Below are 22,458 nucleotides of genomic sequence, written 5' to 3'. Positions count from 1 at the left end.
CTTTTTTTTTCGTAATATTACCATATAAAAGCCTTTTGTATGGAACATTTTATTTTCGATTTAAAATATTATATCATTCCGTCCTTCTTAATTGTAACCTTATCTTTAGCCATTATTCTAATATTGAATAGAGTCTATTATCAATACAATTTGCCTTCCCAACACCTGATTATTCGTAAATCCGAAAAATTTCTAACAGAAATCACCTTATCAAAACCGGATAAAAATATTTTAAAATACAAAATCGCCAAATTCAAATCTGAAATTCCAATACATCGTACCTGGTGCAAAGAAATGCTCATTGACGATATGATTAGAATGAAAAGCAATCTGAAAGGGAAAACAGCCAAAAACATTCTGATTATCTATAAACAACTCAATTTAAACCATTACTCTGCAAGTTTAATTCGGGATTTTAGAAAGTATAAAAAATGCGAAGGAATTTATCATTTTCAATCTTTAGAATACAAACCTGGAATTTCGCTCATTAAAAAGTATTTATACCATCCCAATAAAATTATTCGGTCCAATGCCAATATTGCTTATCTGGCTTTATCAAAAGGTGATTGGCAGGCAATTAACAACATTCCCGTTAAGGTATCGATCATTACTACAATAAAAGTTATGGATGTTTTACATTCAGAAAAAATACCAATTCCGCCACAAATAGATCTTTGGATAGAATCTGAAAATCCAACGATTCTAAAACTGGCGATTATGACAATGGTTTTCTATAATTATACCAATAAATCTGCTCAAATAATAAAGTTGCTTCATCATGAAGATAAAGCACTAAAAATCGATGTTATTACGGCAATTCAAGATTTATTTCTGGAAGAAGCCGAAGATGAACTGATTAAAGTTTTCCCAACTGAATCTATCGAAATTCAAATAGAAATATTAGACGCTCTTGCTGTAGTTGGTTCCGAAAAAACGATCACATTTCTCAAAAATGAAATCGAAAAACAAGAGATAAAAGATATCAAATTAAAAATGGTGTTTTGCTTAAACAAACTCGATTCAATAACTCTTGATGCTTTAGGCGCGCACGATCCAGACACTCAAAAAATGATTAATCACACTAGAAAATTACAGCTATGACACATGATTTTCTATATTATCTTATTCGTGTTTATGATATTTTTGTAGCCTGTTTTTCCATTGGTTATATTTCGTTTTATATATTTCTTTCCATTTTATCGTATTGGGCGATTATAAAACATTTAAAATATCAAAAATATCTCGAAGAAGAAGTCCTAATTAGATCCAATCATATTTTAGGCGTCTCTATTGTGGCTCCGGCGTTTAATGAAGGCGTAAACATCGTATATAATGTAAAATCGCTTCTCTCGCTGACGTATCCCAAATTTGAAATCATTATCGTAAATGACGGAAGTTCTGATAATACACTCGAAAAATTAATAACCGAATTTGATCTTGTTAAAATTGATTTTTATTATCAGGAAAAAATCGTAACGCAACCTGTTCGCGGACATTATAAATCGACAAATCCAGTTTATTCAAGATTGCTAATTGTAGATAAAATAAACGGAAAAAGTAAAGCCGACGCTTCAAATGCTGGAATAAATTCTTCGCAATATCCTTTGTTTTTATGCACCGATGTTGATTGTATCTTAAAAAGCAATACAATTTTAAAGCTTGCAAAACCGTTCATGGAAAATGAAACTCGCGTTATTGCAACCGGAGCAGGAATTAGAATTTCAAATTCTTGCGATATAAAAGAAGGTTTTCTGTATAAAGTACATTATCCAAAAGAATGGTATCCGCGTTTTCAGGAGCTTGAATATGTACGATCTTTTTTGTTTGGACGAATGGCGTGGAGCCAGATAAACGGATTATTATTAGTCTCAGGCGGATTGGGAATGTTTGACAAAGATATTGTTATAAAAGCCGGTGGATATTGGCATCAGTCTTTAGGCGAAGACATGGAACTCATAACGCGAATGCGAAAATACATGCATGATGCAAAAGAAGATTTTTTAATAAAATACATTCCGGAATCGCTTTGCTGGACAGAAGTTCCAAGCACGAGAGAAATATTTTTAAGGCAACGCATTCGTTGGGCAAGAGGATTGGTACAAACATTGTATTTACATCGAAAAATGTTTTTAAACCCAAAATATGGACGAACAGGATTCTTGATTTTACCGTTCTTTTTTAGCTTTGAATTTCTGGTGCCAATTATCGAATTTACTGGTATAATCACCTTAATTGCAAGTTTTGTTTTTGGTATAATAAACTTCCAATTTCTGTTTCTTATCAGTTTCTTAGTCTATCTTTTTTATCTGTCAATAACCATAATATCGATCTTAATTGACGAAGTACTTTATAAGAGTTATGCCAGTTATAAAGAACTCATTACGCTTATTGGAATGGCGATTATTGAGCCTTTTGTTTATCATCCTATTACGATTTATGCATCGCTAACAGGATATTGGCATTTTTTTAGAAAAAAAGAACAAAAATGGGGCGTCATGGTTCGTAAAGGTTTTGAATCACCCGCTAAAAAATAATTTGATTATGAAAAATAGTAAACTCTTAAATATAACCAGACTGCTTTTTTGTTTGTTTTTACTTTCGAATCAAACTATTAAAGCACAAAAAATTGACACAGACAGTCTTTTAACTGTCGTAATGAAAGACATGAAAAGCGCACACCCTGATTATAAACTGAATATAAAAAGAGCTTTATTAGGAAAAAAACTTGCCCCGGATTATGTTGATTTTTCTTTGGCTTTAGGCCGAAATTATGATTTAGCAAAGCAAAAAGACAGCGCCAGATACTACTACAAATATGTAATTGATAAAAATCCGAGATATGCAGATGCTTTTCTATATCTCATAAACATGGATTTAGAAGACGAAAATTATGATGAAGCTTTAACCACGACTTATAAAGCGATTGATTTATATCCTGACAACAAAGATTTCAGGCTTAAAAGAATTGCGATTTATTCGCTGCAGGATGATACCAAAAACGAAGCAAAATATCTAAAATCTATTCGGGCAAAATTCCCTAATGATCCGGATATAGAGCAGCAACTTTTTGATTTATATTCTAAAACCAATATTGATCGTGTAGGCGCCTATTATAATCTGACCACAATTGATCGCGACGGGGTTGGTCCGTGGCATTTAGCAAGCGCAGATTACATGCATCAACGCACTTGGGGAAGTTTAATTGGCAGAGTTAGCTATGCAAAAAGACTTTCGTCAAATTTGGTTATGGCGAGCGGACTACAATTTGAGGCAGAATCTTATCTCTTTGCCAAAAAAAGTCATTATCATTATATTGATGTCGCTTACAGCAAAGACAGCGCTTTTCCGGAATGGAGATTGGGTTATTCCTATTTTCAGAATTTCAAGAAAGGTTGGGAAGCTGATTTAGGAGTTCGGTATATTAAAATGCAGGATAATAGCGACTTAACAACATTAAATCTGGGAATAGGAAAATATCTTGGCTCTTATTGGCTAAATTTAAGGTCATTTATTCAAAAAGATAATCCATCATTTACTTTGACATCCCGTTATTATTATAAAACAAAGTTTGATTATGTGACTGTAATTGCCGGCTACGGAACTTCGCCTGACGATAGAACAAGAGCCGCAGAATACGACATGAGAACGTCATTAAGTTCTTATAGACTAAGTGTGGGATTTTATAAATTAATACAGACTCATTATGTTTTTGGTTTTCTAATCACTGATAATGAACAGGAATACACCAAAAACAAATACCAAACCGAACTTGATTTTGCGGTTTTATTACAATATAAATTTTAAATATCATGAAGAAAAAGCATCACGTATATCTACAGTTTCTCTTTTTTTTCATGTTCACCTTCAATATGATGGCACAATCTGAAATCATTATTACCGAAAAAAATAAAATTATTACTACTTCTGAAAATACTCAGCAAGCATCAAAAATTTTGAAAACATATCTTGATAAAGCCTTTAAAAAATCTTTTGAAATTTCATCTGAAAGTAAAAAAGACAATACTTCGTCTGAAATAATTTTAGAGATTTCGGATACAGAAAAACTAAGTCCAAATGAATTTATCCTAAAAAGTGACTCGAAATCAATTTATCTAATTGCTCCAAATCAAAAATACTTACGTTATGCCGTTTATAGTTTACTCGAAATTTGGGAGTTTAGAAAGTTTACTTCCACAGAAACTTATATTCCGAATCTATCAGAAGTCACTTTTGCAAAAAACACAAAAAAAATAGAGAAACCTTCATTTGATTACAGAGCGCTTTTTTATCCGGATTGTTATGATGAAGATTTTAGAGATTGGCATAAACTCGATTGGCAAGTTGAGGATTTTGGTATTTGGGGACATTCTTTTAATATGCTTGTTCCGGCAAAAGAATATTTCAAAAATAATCCGAAACTTTTTGCTTTATACGAAGGCGAACGAAATACAGAATCGTTATGTATGACCAATGATACTGTTGTAGACCTGGTTGAGAAAAAAATGGCTAAAATTATTGCCGAAACCCCAAATGCGCAATTCTATTCTGTAAGTCAAAACGATGATGTTGTCTATTGTGAATGTACAGAATGTCGAAAAATAAACCAGAAATATGGCGGACCACAAGGTTCGTTATATTATTTTTTGAATAAAATTGCGACTCATTTTCCTAATACAAAAATTACAACGCTTGCTTATCTTCACACGCTTAAACCGCCTGTAAATCTAAAAATAGAATCTAATATTTATACTATTTTCTGTCCGATTGAGCTAAACAGAGGAAAAGCAATTACAGTTCAAAATTCGCCAACATTTGTAAAAACACTTGAAAACTGGAGCGCAACTTCTCCGCATTTATTTCTTTGGGATTATACGGTGCAATTTTCAAATTATATGTCACCATTTCCAAATATTGAGCCTTTTCAGAGCAATTACAAACTCTTCAAAAAAAATAAAGTTAAAGGAATATTTGCTCAGGGTTATGCAGATGTTCCAGGAGATTTCTCAGAATTAAGACAATATCTTTTGGCCAAATTAATGTGGAATACTGATATTAATATTGAAGCTACAACTGCTGACTTTTTGAGAGGTTTCTACGGAAAAGCAGCGCCATTTGTCAATAAGTATCTAAATCTTTTGGCAGAATATCAAAGTAAAAGTAATACTAATCTAGATATTTATTCTGGTCCGGTTCAAGCCCGAAATACGTTTCTAACGCCTGAAGCAATGGATCAGTACGATAAATTATTAGAACAAGCTGCAAATGCTGTTGAAACAGATTCGGTTCTAAATCTTCGAATTCAAAAGTTAAGATTAGCACTTGAATTTGCCTTTTTTGAGCAATCTAAGTTTTACGGAAAAAACCAACACGGAATGTTTATCGTAAATAATAAAGGAGAAAAAATAGTTCGCGAAGGACTAACCGAAAGAGTTTTTAAATTCTCCAAAACATGTAATACTTTGGGAATTTATGAGTTGAGCGAAGGAGGACTTTCTCCTGATAATTATTACAAAGAATGGCTGGAAATCTGTAAAAACACCACAACTCACTTAGGTGAAGATTTAAAAGTAAATTTTATTACACAACCTTCAAATGAGTTTAAAGGAAAAGGAAGTTACAGTTTAGTGGATGGAAATCGAGGTTTTAAAGATTTCAATATCAACTGGATTGGCTGGTATGAAAACAATCCGGAATTTGAAATTGAAACAAATAAATTAAACTTTAATACTTTAAAATTAAATTTTCTGAATGATCAGAGACATTGGATTTTTACACCAAAAAAAATAAAAATCTATGGTTTTAAAGATCAAAAATGGAATTTCTTACAAGAATTGAATGGTGAAATTTTAACAGAAAACAATGAAATTACAACAAAATCATGGGAAACTAAAAATCAAGACTTTAGTAGTTTTGCCAAAATAAAAGTGATCATAGAAAACCAAACGGAAATACCTGCTTGGAGAAAACGTAAAAACAAAAAGCCAATGGTTATGCTTGACGAAGTCGAATTGTATAAAAAATAAACGCCAGAAATGAACACCAGTGAGAAAAAAATCATGATTATTGAGAATGACGAGATGACGATTGAAATTCTAAAATTCATTCTTAAAAAAGAAGGCTACAAAATAAGTATTGCAAAAGATGGTATTAACGCCATAGAACGTATGGCGACAATTATGCCTGACCTTGTAATAACAACGATCACAATTCCGTTAAAATCCGGATTGGAAATCATAAGTCATATCAAAAAGAATTTCAAAGACATTCGTGTTGTAGCACTTTCGTCACTTGGCGAAGAAGAAAATACTGTAGAAGAAGCTTTTGAATTGGGTGTTGACGATTTTATTGCAAAACCGTTTAATCCAAACGAACTTTTATTGCGAATAAAACGTTTTTTATAGCATTTGAAAGCCCTTTTTTGAGAAATACGAATACCCTAAACCTTCGTAATTTCAAAGAAACATCGATTTTTCAGCTATTTATAGCTATCTTTGCACAAAATTTAATGCAAATGAGCACTTTCGAGAAATTCAATCTTCCAAAATCAGTACAAAAAGCAATCGACGAATTAGGATTTGTTACGCCTACTCCTATTCAGGAAAAATCTTTTTCAGTTATTATGTCTGGTCGAGATATGATGGGAATTGCACAAACCGGTACCGGAAAAACATTTGCCTACTTACTGCCACTTTTAAAATTATACAAATTTACCCCAACCAATACGCCTAAAATTGTAATTCTGGTTCCAACTCGTGAATTAGTTGTTCAAGTTGTTGAAGAAGTTGAAAAACTTACCAAATACATGTCTGTTAAAACGCTTGGTATTTTTGGTGGAGTAAATATTAATACACAAAAAAAAGCTGTTTACGAAGGTGTTGACATTTTAGTTGGAACGCCAGGTCGTACAATGGATTTAGCTCTTGATGCTGTAATTCGTTTTGATGAAACTCAAAAATTAGTTATCGATGAGTTTGACGAAATGCTGAATCTTGGTTTCCGTACACAATTAACGGCGCTTTTGGCGATGATGAAAACCAAACGTCAGAACATTTTATTCTCTGCAACAATGACTGATGAAGTTGATGCTGTTTTGAATGACTTTTTTGATTTTCCTGAGGAAGTAACACTTGCTGCATCAGGAACTCCGTTAGAAAACATTACTCAAATTACTTATAATGTTCCAAACTTTAATACAAAAGTAAATCTGCTAAAACATTTATTAGAAACAAACGAAAGCATGGAACGTGTTTTGGTTTTTGTGAATAATAAAAAGATCTCAGATATGCTTCATACCAGAATCGAAGAAGATTTCGAAGGTCAGTTTGGAGTAATTCACTCGAATAAATCTCAGAATTATCGTTTAAGTACAATGGCGGAATTCCAGGAAGGAAATCTTCGTGGATTGATTACTACTGATATTATGGCGAGAGGTTTGGATATTTCGAATATCTCTCATGTTATTAACTTCGAACTTCCTGAATTTCCTGAGTTATACATGCACAGAATTGGTCGTACAGGTCGTGCAGATGCTACAGGAACTGCAATTAGCTTTATCACGCCTCGTGAAGAAGAGTTTAAAGTAGAAGTAGAAGTCCTAATGAATCAGGAACTTGAAATAGCAGAATTTCCGGAAGAAGTAGAAATTTCAGCTAAATTAATTGAACCTGAAAAAGACAAACAACCGATTAAGTTTTTAATGAAAAAACAAACCCTAAAAGGTGAAGGTGCTTTTCATGAAAAAGATAAAAAGAATAAGAAAGTCAACTTAGGCGGACCTTCAAAAACAAAAAAGAAAACCCACGGATCTGTCAATCGAAACATGTTGAAAACGAGAGATAAGAAAAGAAAAGATAAGGATAAATAGTTTTTTTTAGGTTCTGAGGTACTAAGGTACTGAGATTCTAAGGCTAAAAAAAAGGCGGAATTAAGAAATAACTTAATTCCGCTTTTTTTTTAGCCTTTTTTATTTTAAACTTAGAACCTTAGCAACTTAGTACCTCAGAACCTTTTCCAAGCTATATTTTCGTAAAAACCAACCCAACCGGAGAACACAATTCTATTTTTTTACCGGTATCGGTTATTTTTCCTGTTGCTTTGTCTCTTTTGAATATTATAATATCGTTTGTGTATTGATGTCCAACTAAAAGATAATTTCCTGTTGGATCAATAGCAAAATCTCTTGGTCCTTTTCCTAAAGTGCTAACTTGTTCAACCAAGTCAATACCACCGTTTTTACGGATTTTATAAACCGCAATTGAATTTGCATCTACACGATCTGAAACGTATAAAAAGTTTCCGTCAGGCGAAATTTTAATTGCCGCAGCGCCAGTTCCGCCAGTAAATCCTTTTGGTAAAATACTTGTTTCAGCAATCTTTTTTAAACTTCCTGATTTATCGTAACTGAAAGTCGTCAAAGTAGCGTCTAATTCCTGAATCAAATAAACAAATTTACCGTCTTTACTAAAAGTTAAGTGTCTTGGACCACTTCCCGGTTTTACGTCAACACTTTCTTTTAAAGTCAACATTTCATTTGCTGAATTTGGATTGTACTTATAAACAAATACTTTATCCAAACCTAAATCATTAGACAAAACAAACTTTTTATCCGGTGAGAAAACTGCCATATGCACGTGTGCTTTTTCCTGACGCGCAGCATTTGGTCCTTTTCCTTCATGCTGAATTAATTGTTGTACTTCGGTAATACTACCGTCTGCTTTTTTCTTAAAAACAACAAGGCTTCCACCAGAATAATTAGAAACAATTACATTTTTATCGTCATTAATTATATGACAAGGATCTGCGCCTAAAGCATCATTTTTATTTAAAAAACTAACTTTTCCTGATTTTGAATCATATTTAAAAGCACTTACAGCACTTTCCTTTCCGTTTTCATTTACCGCATATATAAATTTATTATCTGCAGAAACTGATAAATAACTTGGACTTATGACATTTTCAGATGAATTCTTTAATTTAAAATCTCCTGTTGACGCATCAAATTCATAAACGTAAATCCCGTTACTTTGGCAAGTATTAGTATAAGTTCCTATCAATAAATTGAATTTGTTCTGAGCTTGTAAGTTTACGAAAGCAAAAACCGCAAAAAGCAGTATATATAATCTTCTCATATTTTTTATTTGTTTTTTGAATACGCTAAAATACTCAATAATATCTTTCGCAAACTCATTATTTATTACAAAAGAATTCCCAAAAGTTACATTTTTTAAACTAGTGAGCTCAAAAATTTAAACCATATAAGTTATATAAGTCCATTTAACTTTTGTGCAAATCAAACTCAACTTAAAATCTCTTATATAACTTATATGGTTTAACTAATATTACCTGTAAGGTTTGATGAAAAATTTGTATTTTTGACCAGCATCTACAAAATGTAGTGAAGTAAATCTAAGCCGGAATGCATTTTAAACACCCCGAAATTCTATACTTTCTGTTTTTATTGATTGTTCCAATTTTGGTACATTTATTTCAATTACGTCGTTTTAAAATCTCTTATTTCACGAATGTACGCTTCTTAAAAGAACTTGCTGTACAAACTCGAAAAAGTTCAAAAATCAAAAAAAGACTTTTATTAGCAACTCGTTTATTATTGTTAACGTGTATTATTTTGGCTTTTGCCCAACCTTTTTTTGAAGCCAAAGACAGTAAAAATACTTCAAACGAAATGTATATTATTCTGGACAATTCATTTAGTATGCAAGCCAAAGGAAAAAAAGGGGAATTACTAAAACGTGCTGTTCAGGAATTATTAGAAAACACGCCTGAAACTACTCAATTCTCCTTATTAACAAACACTGAAAATTACTGGAATACCGATATAAAATCTTCTAAAAGTGCTTTGCAAAATCTAAATTACAGCGCAACTCCATTTGAACTTCCGTCAATTATGGCGAAGATAAAAGCGCATAAATCAGCACATAAAAAAGATATCGTTATTATTACAGATGCTATTGGTTTGTCCGAAAAAGATGTAAAAAACATTGATAGCGAAGAGAAACCTTATTTTATTATTCCGGAAGCTGAGCAAAAAAATAATATTGCAATTGACAGTGTTTATATCAATCAGACTTTAGAAAATTTCTATGAAATCGCAGTTAATTTATCTGCTTATGGAGAAGATTTCAAACCTGTTTCGATGGCTTTGTACAATCAGAATAAATTAATTGCAAAAACGATTATAAAATTCGACACGAAGAAAAAGAAAATCAATTTTACAATTCCAAAAGAAGCTTTTCACGGATATGTAACTATTGAAGACAATAGTTTGACTTATGATAATAAATTGTTTTTCAGTATTTCGAAAACTAAAAAAACGAATGTTATTAGTATCGGAGAACCTGAAAAAAGCAATTTCTTATCCCGAATTTATACTTCTGCAGAGTTTAATTACAATAATTATTCAATAAGTAATTTAGATTATAATAGTCTGGACAAACAAAATACGATTATCCTAAATGAATTGGTCGAAATTCCTCAAGCATTACAAACTACTTTAAAAGCATTTGTAAACAAAGGCGGAAATCTGGTTGTAATTCCATCTGAGAAAAGTTCAATTTCAAATTTGAATTCTTTTTTAGGCAATTTTGGAAAATTTCAATTTGGATCTCTCGAAAATAAAAGCAAATTAATTACCAAAATAAACTTCGATCATCCATTGTTTTCAGGTGTTTTTGAGAATAAAATCACCAATTTTCAATATCCAAAAACATCAAACTCATTTGTCATTTCAAGCCCATATCCGGCTGTTTTATCTTATGAAGATCAAAGTGTATTTGTAACTGCGATTCAAAATCCGGTTTCTGGAATTACCGTTTTTTCGGCACCAATAAATACTACGAATTCAAATTTTCAGCAATCACCTTTAATAGTTCCTTTGTTTTATAAAATGGGACAAAACAACCAAAAAACTGGTGTAAATGCATTGACAATTGGTAACAATCAGCCTTATTTTGTAGATGTTTTATTGACAAAAGATGCTATTCTGGAAGTAAAAGGAAACGAAGATTCTTTTATTCCGATTCAGCAAATATTGAATAATAAAGTGAAATTAACGTTCAATGATTTCCCTGAAACAGCTGGAAATTATAGTATTTTTGATAAAAAAGAATGGGTTGAAAACCTGAGTTTCAACTACAAAAGAAGCGAAAGTGATTTAAGTCAGATCAATACAAATGTAGTTTCAGATTTTAAAACCGCTGATACTATTTCGACCATTTTTAATACACTACAAACTGAGCGAACAGACAGCCAAATTTGGAAATGGTTTATTATCTTTGCACTGTTATTTTTAGCATTAGAAATGGCGATCATCAAATTTGTAAAGTAATTTTCGAGTTTACTTTTAACCATTTTACTTTTTACAAAAATCATTTTACGATTTCAGTACAAAATAAATTTATCTACATATGAAAATAATCATCAGAAGCGCCAAAATTATCGATTCAAAAAGTCCGTTTCATAACCAGACTGTTGATCTTTTAATTGCAGATGGTTTAATAGAAAAAATAGGAACTTCACTTCCTGAAAACAAAGAAGCAACTGAGGTGAAATTTGACAATTTACATCTTTCGCAAGGTTGGTTCGACAGCAGTGTTTCTCTTGGAGAACCAGGTTATGAGGACAGAGAAACAATCGCAAACGGATTAAATGTTGCGGCAAAAAGTGGTTTTACTGCAATTGCTCTACAACCCAACTCCTTCCCTATTATCGACAATCAATCGCAGGTAAATTTTGTAAAAAATAAAGCGAATGGTTTTGCTACAGAACTTTTCCCAATTGGAGCTTTAACAAAAGCCAGCGAAGGAAAAGACATGGCGGAATTATTTGATATGAAAAAAGCCGGAGCGATTGCTTTTGGAGATTATAATAAAAGTATTGACAACGCTAATCTTTTAAAAATCGCTTTACAATATGTTCAGGATTTTGATGGTTTAGTAATTACATATGCGCAAGATGCGAATCTAAAAGGAAATGGTGTTGCTAACGAAGGAATCGTTTCTACCAAACTAGGTCTTAAAGGAATCCCAACTTTAGCAGAAGAATTACAAGTAGCGAGAAACTTATTTCTATTAGAATATACTGGAGGAAAACTTCACATTCCGACAATATCAACAGCAAAATCAGTTGAATTAATTAAAGAAGCTAAAGCAAAAGGATTAAATGTAACAACAAGTGTATCTGTTCATCATTTGGTTTTAACCGATGAAAAATTAGAAGGTTTTGACACTCGTTTCAAGGTTACGCCTCCGCTAAGAACCGAAAGCGACAGACAAGCTTTATTAAAAGCAGTTACAGACGGAACAATTGACATGATTACTTCTGATCATAACCCGATTGATATTGAATTCAAAAAAATGGAATTTGATACCGCTAAAAACGGAACTATTGGGCTTGAAAGTGCTTTTGGAGCTTTACTTACTGTTTTACCTCTTGAAACTATAATCGAAAAGCTAACTTTAGGAAAAGCAGTTTTTGGAATCGAAAACAACTCAATTGCCGAAGGTTCTAAAGCTAACTTTACTTTCTTTACTCCGGAAGGAAAATCAACTTTTACAAAAGAAAATATCCTTTCAAAATCTAAAAATTCTGCCTTTTTAGGAACCGAAATAAAAGGTTCTGTATACGGAATTTTAAACCAAAATCAACTTGTTATATCTAAATAATTAAAATGAATAATTCAATAGAAGAGGGAAAATCAATCGCAATTACCAGTTATATTTTGATTATTGGTGTTTTGATCGCGATGTCTATGAACTCTGAAAACAAAAATAGTTTTGCTTCTTTTCATATTCGTCAGGCTTTAGGATTGTCACTTACTTTTATTTCTTTTGGAGCTATTATAAGCAACTTTGACAGCTTTATGATTACTTTTCCAATGTGGATTTGTATTTCTATTTTATGGACTTATGGTATTTTTAGCGCTATTCAAGGGCAAATGAGACCAATCCCTTTAGTTGGAAATCTTTTTCAAAAATGGTTTAAAAGTATCGGATAGTAAAACTTCCTGTTTTTAAATTCAAAAAAAATCCGTTGAAATCCGCGTTTTCGCTTTAGCGAATCTGTTTTATCAGCGTATAAATTTTGAACACGGATGACGCGGATTTGTAAGCAAAAAAGCGGATAAAAACAGATTTTATTATAATCTCAACAAGCTTTGTCAAAGCTGAAAATTTACAATTCACAACTTACAATTCACAATTAAAAAAAATGAATCTATCTTTAGAATATAAAATACAAGAACCAAAAGTTATTTTAGACAAAAATCCTGTTTTACTTTTATTACACGGATATGGCAGCAACGAAGCCGATTTGTTTTCGTTTGCTACTGAACTTCCTGATAATTACTATATAATTTCGGCAAGAGCACCTTATGATTTACAATATGGAGCTTATGCGTGGTATGCGATAAATTTTGATGCTGATCAGAATAAATTTTCAGATAATGAACAAGCAAAAACTTCGCGTGATTTAATTACTAAATTTATTGATGAATTGGTTGCTAATTATCCTATTGATGCTAATAATGTAACTTTAGTCGGCTTTAGCCAAGGTTCTATTTTAAGTTATTCTGTGGCGCTTTCTTATCCTGAAAAAGTTCAGAGAGTTGTAGCTATGAGCGGTTATTTTAATGAAGAAATCATCAAAGAAGGTTTTGAGAAAAACGATTTCAAAAACCTGAAATTCTTCGCATCACACGGAACTGTAGATCAGGTAATCCCAGTTGATTGGGCCCGAAAAACGCCTTCAATTCTTGAAAAATTAAATATCCCTGTTACTTATAAAGAATATCCTGTTGGTCACGGTGTGGCTCCGCAAAATTTCTTTGATTTTAAGAATTGGCTGGCTGAGTAGTTTTCAGTTTTCTGTTATAATTTATTTTTCTAAAATTCAAAACCTTTAAAATTATGAATGTATCTAAACTTGATAATCCAGCATTAATATTAATTGATATTCAAAAAGGATTTAATGATATTTTATATTGGGGCGAAGAGCGAAATAATATAAATGCAGAACAAAAGGCAGGAGAACTTCTTGAAATTTGGAGAACTAAAAAATTACCTGTTTTTCATATTCAACATTGTTCTTCTAATCCAAATTCAATTTTAAACGAAACAAATCCGGGAAATGAATTTCAGGATATCGTAAAACCACTTGAATTTGAAACCATCATCAAAAAGAATGTAAATAGCGCTTTTATTGGAACAAATCTAAAAGAACAACTTGATGATGCAAAAATCACAACTGTTGTCATTGTAGGATTAACAACTGATCATTGCGTTTCTACGACCACGAGAATGGCAGCGAATTATGGTTATACTACTTATTTAATTTCTGATGCAACGGCAACTTTTAATAAAAAAGGTATAAATGGAGAAATTTTTTCTGCTGAAATAATTCACCAAACTGCTTTAGCAAGTTTAAATGATGAATTTGCTCAGGTTGTTACTTCTGATTTTATCAAAAAAATCGTTTAATCAATAAAATATAAATCTTCTAATTTATTTCGGAAGATCACAAAAAAAGACCTAAAGATGAGAGAAGTATTTCTTACACCTTTAGGTCTTTTTTTATTTAAAAATTATAGAATTTTAAACTCTATTCTCCTGTATAAATAATTTTATCTCCTTTTTTCAGGACATACCCTTTCCAGGGAATTAATTGATAATCGTCTTTAGTCCAGGAATCACCTTCGGATTTTCTTTCTAAGATGATGGATTCTTTTTGAGTATCCAGAAAAAGTTCTGCTTTATTTCCGTCAAAAATTACGAAGGCAGCTGTTGTGTAGGTTTTCCCGTTTTCTTCGGCGTGAGATAGTTTTGTACCTTCAAAAACACGGATACATTCTTTTTTAAGTGTCGACCACGTATAACCTGCAGAAGCTTTACATCCATGTGCGTCAGAATCTCCTCCAACAACAACTGGTTTTGCTTCTACTTTTTTATCCGGAGTTTTATTTTCTTCTGAAACTTTTTTCCCGCAAGAAAATGAAAGACCTATAAGAATGGAAAACAAAAATATCTTTTTCATAAGTTCTATTTTTTAGTTGATTATCTTAAAAATAGAACTTATTTGATCCTATTTTTGGTATAACCAAGTCTGATTTACTTCAAAAGTAATCTTTTCATCCTGATCAACAAAATATTTTAACAAGACTTCTCCCCATAATTCACCATTACTATAATCTGCAATGATCCATCTGTGGTTTAAGATTTTTATTTTGTTTATGATAAATTTGTTTGGACCTATTTTATCTTGTCCTGTATAAGGATTTCCGTTTGGATTTGAATTAAGATCCAATAATTTTTCGGTTACAACCGGAATCAATTTTTCGAATAAAATTACTTTTCCGCCTGAAGCACTATTATCAAAGTAATTTTGTGCATTTTCATTGTGTTCTAACGAAAAATAATCTGCATCTGCCAGTTTCGTCGACACTAAATTGATACTGTCTCTCAGCTTTTTAGTCGTTTTATCATATCTTTCTTGCTCAAATTTTATTTCTCGGCTATAAAACATATAAGTAAAAACGTTCATTAATATCGCAAGGATAAAAAGGTAAAGCATTAAGGATTTTTTCATTTCTGTGGTATAATTAAATTGTAATTTCTAAATTGTCGTAAGCAAGGAAAACGTTTTTAGGAAGTTGTTTCTGTACTTCTTCGTGAAAACCTAAAACGTGACTGATATGTGTTAAATAAGCAATTTCCGGCTGCACCAAATTTATAAAATCAAGTGCTTCCTGCAAATTAAAATGTGTATCGTGCGGTTCTACGCGTAAGGCATTTACAACCAAAACCTTAAGACCTTTTAATTTCTCAACTTCATCTTCTGCAATGGTTTTAACATCGGTTAAGTACGCAAAATCATCTATGCGATATCCAAAAACCTGCAAGTCTCCATGCATTACATTTATAGGAATCGCCATTTTATCGCCAACAGCAAATGGTTCGTTGTTGATTACTTCAATGGTTTTAACACTTGGAGCGCCCGGATATTTGTTTACGGTTTCGAAAACATAATCAAAACGACGTTTCAAATTATCAATTACTCTTTGATGTGCATAAACGGGAATTTCGCCCTGACGAAAATTAAACGGACGAATATCATCTAAACCTGCAGTATGATCTGCGTGTTCGTGCGTAAATAATATTGCATCGAGATGTCGGCAGCCGCATGAGAGCATTTGCTGTCTGAAATCAGGACCGCAATCGATCACGTATGAATGCTCGTTCCATGTAATCCAAATGGCTACTCTGAGCCTTTTATCCTTAGCATCAGTGCTTTTACAAACGGGATGATCGACTCCGATAATCGGAATACCTTGTGATGTGCCAGTACCTAAAAAATATACCTTCAATTGAACTTATTTTTTTTACAAAAATAGGATTATTTCTCTTTCATTAGAAGCCTAATTTGCTAACTTTGTAACAAATCTATTTAAAATAAAATGGGTACAGAAATAAAACTCAAAGGTGACAAGGTCATCGAACAGATTCCTTCTATAAAAGACAAAGCTTTACGCATAAATTTAAACGAAAATATCTACGGAACATTTGCTGAAATTGGCGCTGGACAAGAAACGGTGAGACACTTTTTCAGATCCGGAGGTTCTTCTGGAACAATTGCAAAAGCGATGTCTGCCTATGACAAAGATTTTAGTGATGCGATTTACGGAATTGAAACTGACGGCCGTTATGTAACCGAAGAGCGTTTAAAAAAAATGCTGACTCTTGAAGGCCAAATCATCGAAGAGCGTTTAAGCAGAGAAAAACATCCTACTAAACTTTTCTTTAGTTATGCCAATACGGTTGCAACTATAGATTTTGCAAAACAATTTAAAGGTCACGGTTGGGTTGGAATTCGATACCAAATTGAACCTGACGAAGCATATAATGAAATTATTCTGCACATTCGTTTTAAAGAAACTGATGCAAGATTACAACAGGAAACGCTTGGAATTTTAGGTGTAAACTTAATTTACGGCGCTTTTTACAAATATAACGATCCTAAACGATTACTTCGTTATTTGTACGATCACTTAGACAAAGACCAATTAGAAATTGATACTATTAACTTCTCAGGGCCTCGTTTTGCCGATGTTGATAACCGTTTAATGAGTTTACAATTGGTTAAAAACGGAATGACAGATGCTGTAATGTTTAATCCTGAAGGGAAAAACATTTTACCGGCTGCCATTTTATACAAAAAGAATCTTCTTGCTTTAAGAGGAAGTTTTCGTCCGGTTACGAAGGTAAATATGGACATGTACGAGAAATCGCTTAAAATGTTCCTCGAAGAAAATAAGGTTGAAAAAGATAATACTTTAGTTGTTTTTGAAATTACACTTTCGAATTTACGTTCTGATGGTGAAATTGATGAGCGTGATTTCATGGACAGAGCCGAATTACTATGTTCGTTAGGTCAAACTGTTATGATCTCGAATTTCCAGGAGTATTATAAAGTTGTTGAATATTTTGCTAATTATACTAAGGCCAGAATGGGATTGGCAATGGGTGTAAACAATTTAGTTGATATTTTTGATGAGAAATACTACCGTCATTTAAGTGGTGGAATTCTGGAAGCTTTTGGAAAATTATTCTACAGAGATATGAAAGTTTTCTTGTATCCAATGTTAGATGAAAATGGAGTTTTAATGAATTCAACTAACCTAAAAGTACATCCAAGAATGAAAGAGTTATACAAATTCTTTAAATTCAATGGAAAAGTAGTTGATATTGCCGATTACGATCCGCATAATCTTGAGGTTTTCTCTCGCGAGGTTTTGAAAATGATCAATCAGGGAAAAACGGGTTGGGAACATATGCTTCCTTCTGGTATTGCCGAAATTATAAAAGAACATCACCTTTTCGGATATCATCCGCAGAAGGAATTAGAACAAAATACTTAGAATTAAAAAAGTCCCTTAATTGGGACTTTTTTTTTGTTTCAGGTCGAATAAAATTTTTACCGCAAAGTGCGAAAAGTTTTATTATTGTTGATTGTAGTTTGCAAATATAAAGTTCGCAAAGCTTTGTATTGATTGAGTTTTGAGGAGTTTCTGGCGTGGTAAATAGTACGCGGATAAAACAGATTCGCTTTGCGAAAACGCAGATTTACACGGATTTTTCTATTTAAGCAATTTAGATTTCAGGTTACGATTTGAATAAAAATTTTACCGCAAAGCACGCTAAGTTTTTTTTCTATGCGTGATTTTATAAAATCGAAAAGTTCGCAAAGCTTGTATTGATTAAGCTTTGCGAACTTTGTGTTTATTAATCAGAATCCAAAACAAAAAAAACTTTGCGCACTTTGCGGTAAAATTATGCGCTCAGATTGCAACCTGAAACCTGAAACAAAGAAAACCTGAAACAAAAAACTATTTCAAGATCTGTGCTGCGTGTTCTTTTGTTTTTACTTTTTCGATAACCTCATCGATGATTCCGCTTTCGTTGATTACGAATGTTGTTCTGTGGATTCCGTCGTATTCTTTTCCCATAAATTTTTTAGGTCCCCAAACGCCAAATGCATTGATTACTGATTTGTCTTCGTCTGCTAATAATGGGAACGGAAGTTCGTATTTGTCTTTGAATTTTTCTTGTGCTTTTTGACTATCTGCACTTACGCCAAGAAGTTCATAATTATTGGCTTTGAAACGCTCAAAATTATCTCTTAAATCACAAGCTTCTGCTGTACAACCTGGTGTGCTTGCTTTTGGATAAAAGAAAACTACCAGTTTTTTTCCAGCGTAATCTGCTAATTTATGCGATTTGCCATCTTGATCTATTCCCGAAAAATTTGGTGCTTTATCACCTGCTTTTAATGTTGTCATATTTTTAATTTTAGATTTTAGATTGTCGATTTTAGATTAACTTTTGCTTATTTAAATCTACTTTAATCGCTCCAATCAACCATTTTCCTTTATCTTTTGTTTTATATCTATATTCAATCTCAAAAATACCGTTTTTAATTTTTCCTTCTTCGAATAAATTCTCGAAAAAAATCTCGGTAGTAATTTTCAACGTTTTCTCTATCCTTCCTTTTGGTAAATTAATTTTAAAAATTTTGTTCGTTCTTAAATTTAAAAAACTTAAAAAATTAGTCTCTTTTGAGTCAATTGTAATAAAATAAGGATATTGCTTAATATTACTATGATAAATTTCCCGACCAAGATTTGCATTTTTTTTTCCGTTATTCTTATCAAATAACACAAATTCTGAAGGATCACAGCATCCAGAAATTAAACGATTTTCGACCATGAATGTATTCTCATATTCAGTCCAGCCTGCATAACCTAATTTACCTGTTAACTCGATCAACTCTTTATCTAAAGAAAAAAGTATCTTCTTCTTTTTTGCTTTACTTTCAAAAACTAGCCAGGATGAATCACAATTAAACTGATAGTAAATTTTTGCTCCGTTTTTAAGGATTGCTTTTTCACAAGATATAATTTCATTTAATCGCGGTTTTTCTCTACAACTACAATTTTGTGCAAAACTAAATTGCGAAATAATTATAAAAATAACGGTAACTAAAAATTTCATCGTTTAAAACAAATTATATTAATAAAAACAGGTGTTTTCACGCCCCAGATTATCTCACTTAATATTTATTTTAATTGGTGTTCGATGAGCATAAATGTTTGAAATGAAAACCCCGGAGTTGTAACGGAAAGCTGGATTAGGCACATCATTAAAATTATGCTATTTTTACAGGATTAAAAATACGGAAATGAATAAAGAAGCTCGCGTAACATTTGTTATAAATACGTTAAAAGAACTCTACCCAACTATACCCGTTCCATTAGACCATAAAGATCCTTATACGCTGTTGATTGCCGTTTTACTTTCGGCGCAATGTACAGATGTTCGTGTGAATCAGATTACGCCTTTACTTTTTGCTAAGGCTGATAATCCGTATGATATGATTAAAATGTCTGTGGAAGAAATTAAAGAAATTATTCGTCCTTGTGGTTTATCGCCTATGAAATCGAAGGGAATTCATGGTTTGTCACATATTTTGATCGACAAACATAATGGTGAAGTTCCGCAGAGTTTTGAAGCTCTTGAAGAATTACCAGCTGTTGGACATAAAACTGCAAGTGTGGTGATGTCTCAGGCTTTTGGCGTTCCTGCTTTTCCAGTTGACACTCATATTCACAGATTGATGTACAGATGGAATTTGTCAAATGGAAAGAATGTCACGCAAACTGAAAAAGATGCTAAAAGACTATTCCCAAGGGAATTGTGGAACGATTTGCATCTTCAGATTATTTGGTACGGACGTGAATATTCGCCTGCCAGAGGTTGGAGTCTGGACAAGGATATTATCACTAAAACTATTGGGAAGAAATCTATAATTGAAGAAGCTGCTAAAAAGTAATCTCTAGCAGCTTCTTTTTATTTTTACATACTACTTTTTAGCGTATTGTATTCATTTGTCATGTCTAAAGATCTGTAGACTCCTAATAGTGTTTTTGTTGCATCTGCATTTTTAGGCTCAATTGTAAGCACTTTTTTAAGATACGGAATCGCACTACGGGCAACATCATCTTTTCTGGCATTTAACTTATCGTATTTCTGCATTTCGGCAGCAGAAGTTCCCAATGTTGCTATTTCATCAGATAAATCTTTTTTCATTTGCAACTTTAGATAAGCCATATTGATGTAAGCATCAACATAATTAGGATCTAATTCTAAAACATAATTATAGGTTGACTCTGCTTTTGCGTAATCTTTCTTTTCCATATAAGAATATGCCAAATTGCTGTTAACTTCAATTTTCTTAGAAGGAACTGACTCTGTTCTTGGCTTTTCATACGCTCCTTGTAAAATAGCTGATTCTCTTGCTTTTGGCGAAACAAAAAGGTCTTCTTCTTTTGTTTTTTTGTTTGTAGCAAGATACAGAACTCCTTTTCCTGAGAAATTGATCTTTTTTAAGGCTTCATAATACTTAATAGCTGAGTCATAATCTTTAGCATTTACAGAAGAGGCTGCAGCATTATAAAGGTTTAATGTATCTTTTTTATCGAATAAATAAACTTTATAACTTTTTTCTGCACTTTCTTTGAACTTACCGGCATTAAAATCAGACATTGCCCCATTAACAAGACTCGATTTCATTTCTTTTAAAGCCATATTTGCCTTGACAGTAAATTTGAATTTTCCGGATTCATTTTCATACAAAAATACGTCCTGATAAGACTGCGATGCCAACGTAAAATTGTTTGCAGCATCGATATTTTTTACGGCTAAATCTTTTAATACATTTCCTTTTAAGAAATAAAAATCAGATTTATCTTCATCAGGCGCATTAAGGATAAGATATTCTGTTTTATTTAAAATTACTAAAGATTCTTCGCTTTTTCCTTTATCAAATAAAGTTTGTGCCTCTTTAATCTGGTCTTTTTGAGCAAATGCTCCAATGTTTATCAATAGTAGGCATGATAACATTATAAGGTTATTTTTCATGTTTTTTAGGTTTTGTCGAGTGATTAGATAGTTTTGGAACAAATAATATTTAAGATGCAGAACAAAATCTCTCTTTTTGTCTGCAATAAATATTTAGTACAAAAACGCTATTAGTCTTTATACTTTTTTAGGCAACGTGGTCACGCTCAACAAATAAAACAAAATAAAGTAGTGTAATTTTTCTTCATAGATCATCTGGTTATTGGTTAAAATTTTGGTTTTTGGCTTTATTATTGGTCTTTTATTACAAATTCAAACTTTTTAATACGAAAAACTCCTCAATTAAGCAATTTACTTGAATAAAAAATTATTTTTTAACCAAAATAAAACTAATTATTGAATAAATAAACAAAATGCAAACAAAATATTAAATTTTAACATATGCGCCATAAAAAAAGAATTTAATAATCAAGTACTCAGATCAATAGAATAGATTTTATTTTTAAAGATTACCAGTGGTTTCAAACATGGGGACATAATCCATTTATCATAATCTATCTCTCCCAAGGTTGAAACCTTGGGCTATAATTGAAACATGAATTTGTTGTGTTTGTAAGAGCAGAAGATCTGAAAAATATAGGTATCTTACTTATTCAGATTATCTAATCTTTTGATAAATCTCCAACTTTTGCATCTAATTCATTACCGCTGAATTAAAAGAAAAACAAAAAACATAAGATTACTACATAAAAAAAACTCACTACCTGTATTTGCATACAAATAGTGAGCTTTCAACCAAAACGACCATTTGGTTTTTCTTTCGAAATAAACATCCGACCAAAGTAGTGGGCTGTTTAATTAGCTATAATTTCAAAACTTTTATCTTCGATTTTCACAATTGTTAATGCTTGTGAATAACTAAGTAAGAAAGAAACAACTTCCTTTTTAGGTTTTAAATCTGTAGAAGCTAATGCCTTTTTCGAGTAAATTTTCGCCATACTATGAAAATGTTTTATAATAGTATAACGAGCTA

21 protein-coding genes are annotated in these 22,458 nt (G+C 31.9%); 13 read left to right on the top strand and 8 right to left on the bottom strand.

Annotated elements, in window-relative coordinates; genetic code table 11:
• Positions 1-39 precede the first annotated feature (39 nt).
• From CLU81_RS20890 to CLU81_RS20865, 6 genes are all read left to right on the top strand, one after another.
• Positions 40-1,101 carry a HEAT repeat domain-containing protein gene (locus tag CLU81_RS20890; RefSeq protein WP_099711574.1) on the top strand — a complete coding sequence of 354 codons (1,062 nt, stop codon included), beginning with the start codon at positions 40-42 and terminating at the stop codon, positions 1,099-1,101.
• Positions 1,098-2,534 (top strand): glycosyltransferase, encoded by a 1,437-nt coding sequence (locus CLU81_RS20885; RefSeq protein WP_099711573.1) that lies wholly within the window; start codon positions 1,098-1,100, stop codon positions 2,532-2,534. The genes CLU81_RS20890 and CLU81_RS20885 overlap by 4 nt, the downstream gene beginning before the upstream one ends.
• Positions 2,535-2,541: 7 nt before the next feature.
• Positions 2,542-3,804: a YaiO family outer membrane beta-barrel protein gene (locus tag CLU81_RS20880; RefSeq protein ID WP_099711572.1), complete on the top strand. Its 1,263-nt coding sequence runs from the start codon at positions 2,542-2,544 to the stop codon at positions 3,802-3,804.
• A gap of 5 nt (positions 3,805-3,809) precedes the next feature.
• Positions 3,810-6,023 carry a DUF4838 domain-containing protein gene (locus CLU81_RS20875; RefSeq protein ID WP_233209741.1) on the top strand — a complete coding sequence of 738 codons (2,214 nt, stop codon included), beginning with the start codon at positions 3,810-3,812 and terminating at the stop codon, positions 6,021-6,023.
• 9 nt (positions 6,024-6,032) lie between these two features.
• Entirely contained in the window at positions 6,033-6,401 is a 369-nt protein-coding gene (locus tag CLU81_RS20870) for a response regulator transcription factor (protein ID WP_099711570.1), read from the top strand.
• A gap of 110 nt (positions 6,402-6,511) precedes the next feature.
• Complete coding sequence (locus tag CLU81_RS20865; protein ID WP_099711569.1) at positions 6,512-7,864, top strand: DEAD/DEAH box helicase; 1,353 nt, start codon at positions 6,512-6,514, stop codon at positions 7,862-7,864.
• Positions 7,865-8,015: 151 nt separating this feature from the next.
• On the opposite strand, the gene CLU81_RS20860 is transcribed toward CLU81_RS20865, so the two are convergent.
• On the bottom strand, positions 8,016-9,128 hold the full coding sequence (locus CLU81_RS20860) for a lactonase family protein (protein ID WP_099711568.1): 1,113 nt from the start codon (positions 9,126-9,128) through the stop codon (positions 8,016-8,018).
• 287 nt (positions 9,129-9,415) lie between these two features.
• Here CLU81_RS20860 and CLU81_RS20855 point away from each other — a divergent pair, with 287 nt between their 5' ends.
• The 5 genes from CLU81_RS20855 to CLU81_RS20835 all read left to right on the top strand — a co-directional run bounded on the left by CLU81_RS20855 (position 9,416) and on the right by CLU81_RS20835 (position 14,492).
• The gene (locus tag CLU81_RS20855) at positions 9,416-11,344 is read left to right on the top strand and encodes a BatA domain-containing protein (RefSeq protein WP_099711567.1); all 1,929 of its coding nucleotides are present in this window, start codon (positions 9,416-9,418) and stop codon (positions 11,342-11,344) included.
• A 79-nt stretch (positions 11,345-11,423) separates the two neighbouring features.
• A complete protein-coding gene (locus CLU81_RS20850; RefSeq protein WP_099711566.1) occupies positions 11,424-12,680 on the top strand; it encodes a dihydroorotase family protein in 1,257 nt (418 codons plus the stop codon).
• Positions 12,681-12,685: 5 nt separating this feature from the next.
• On the top strand, positions 12,686-13,012 hold the full coding sequence (locus CLU81_RS20845) for a hypothetical protein (protein ID WP_099711565.1): 327 nt from the start codon (positions 12,686-12,688) through the stop codon (positions 13,010-13,012).
• A 212-nt stretch (positions 13,013-13,224) separates the two neighbouring features.
• Positions 13,225-13,869, top strand: a complete 645-nt coding sequence (locus tag CLU81_RS20840) for an alpha/beta hydrolase (RefSeq protein ID WP_099711564.1) — start codon at positions 13,225-13,227, stop codon at positions 13,867-13,869.
• Positions 13,870-13,922: 53 nt separating this feature from the next.
• Positions 13,923-14,492 carry a cysteine hydrolase family protein gene (locus CLU81_RS20835; protein ID WP_099711563.1) on the top strand — a complete coding sequence of 190 codons (570 nt, stop codon included), beginning with the start codon at positions 13,923-13,925 and terminating at the stop codon, positions 14,490-14,492.
• A gap of 121 nt (positions 14,493-14,613) precedes the next feature.
• On the opposite strand, the gene CLU81_RS20830 is transcribed toward CLU81_RS20835, so the two are convergent.
• The 3 genes from CLU81_RS20830 to CLU81_RS20820 are packed head-to-tail and all read right to left on the bottom strand — an operon-like array spanning position 14,614 to position 16,375.
• Positions 14,614-15,045: a hypothetical protein gene (locus CLU81_RS20830; RefSeq protein ID WP_099711562.1), complete on the bottom strand. Its 432-nt coding sequence runs from the start codon at positions 15,043-15,045 to the stop codon at positions 14,614-14,616.
• A 48-nt stretch (positions 15,046-15,093) separates the two neighbouring features.
• Positions 15,094-15,597 (bottom strand): hypothetical protein, encoded by a 504-nt coding sequence (locus CLU81_RS20825; RefSeq protein WP_099711561.1) that lies wholly within the window; start codon positions 15,595-15,597, stop codon positions 15,094-15,096.
• Between the two features lie 13 nt (positions 15,598-15,610).
• The gene (locus tag CLU81_RS20820) at positions 15,611-16,375 is read right to left on the bottom strand and encodes an MBL fold metallo-hydrolase (protein WP_099711560.1); all 765 of its coding nucleotides are present in this window, start codon (positions 16,373-16,375) and stop codon (positions 15,611-15,613) included.
• Positions 16,376-16,465: 90 nt separating this feature from the next.
• Between CLU81_RS20820 and CLU81_RS20815 the strand changes: the two genes are divergently transcribed.
• Complete coding sequence (locus CLU81_RS20815) at positions 16,466-17,926, top strand: TonB-dependent receptor (protein ID WP_099711559.1); 1,461 nt, start codon at positions 16,466-16,468, stop codon at positions 17,924-17,926.
• 468 nt (positions 17,927-18,394) lie between these two features.
• Here CLU81_RS20815 and bcp read toward each other — a convergent pair whose 3' ends face one another.
• Positions 18,395-18,847 (bottom strand): thioredoxin-dependent thiol peroxidase, encoded by a 453-nt coding sequence (gene bcp, locus CLU81_RS20810; RefSeq protein ID WP_099711558.1) that lies wholly within the window; start codon positions 18,845-18,847, stop codon positions 18,395-18,397.
• Positions 18,848-18,878: 31 nt separating this feature from the next.
• Positions 18,879-19,559: a hypothetical protein gene (locus CLU81_RS20805; protein WP_099711557.1), complete on the bottom strand. Its 681-nt coding sequence runs from the start codon at positions 19,557-19,559 to the stop codon at positions 18,879-18,881.
• Positions 19,560-19,746: 187 nt separating this feature from the next.
• Between CLU81_RS20805 and nth the strand changes: the two genes are divergently transcribed.
• Entirely contained in the window at positions 19,747-20,397 is a 651-nt protein-coding gene (nth, locus tag CLU81_RS20800; RefSeq protein WP_099711556.1) for an endonuclease III, read from the top strand.
• A gap of 23 nt (positions 20,398-20,420) precedes the next feature.
• Here the strand turns inward: nth and CLU81_RS20795 are convergent, their stop codons facing one another.
• Both CLU81_RS20795 and CLU81_RS27000 read right to left on the bottom strand, forming a co-directional pair.
• Positions 20,421-21,485: a tetratricopeptide repeat protein gene (locus CLU81_RS20795; RefSeq protein WP_099711555.1), complete on the bottom strand. Its 1,065-nt coding sequence runs from the start codon at positions 21,483-21,485 to the stop codon at positions 20,421-20,423.
• A 794-nt stretch (positions 21,486-22,279) separates the two neighbouring features.
• Entirely contained in the window at positions 22,280-22,423 is a 144-nt protein-coding gene (locus tag CLU81_RS27000; protein WP_199174584.1) for a hypothetical protein, read from the bottom strand.
• Positions 22,424-22,458: the final 35 nt, after the last annotated feature.

The sequence above is a fragment of the Flavobacterium sp. 9 genome (assembly GCF_002754195.1).
Classification (GTDB): domain Bacteria; phylum Bacteroidota; class Bacteroidia; order Flavobacteriales; family Flavobacteriaceae; genus Flavobacterium.
This window is presented reverse-complemented; position numbering and strand designations above follow the sequence as displayed.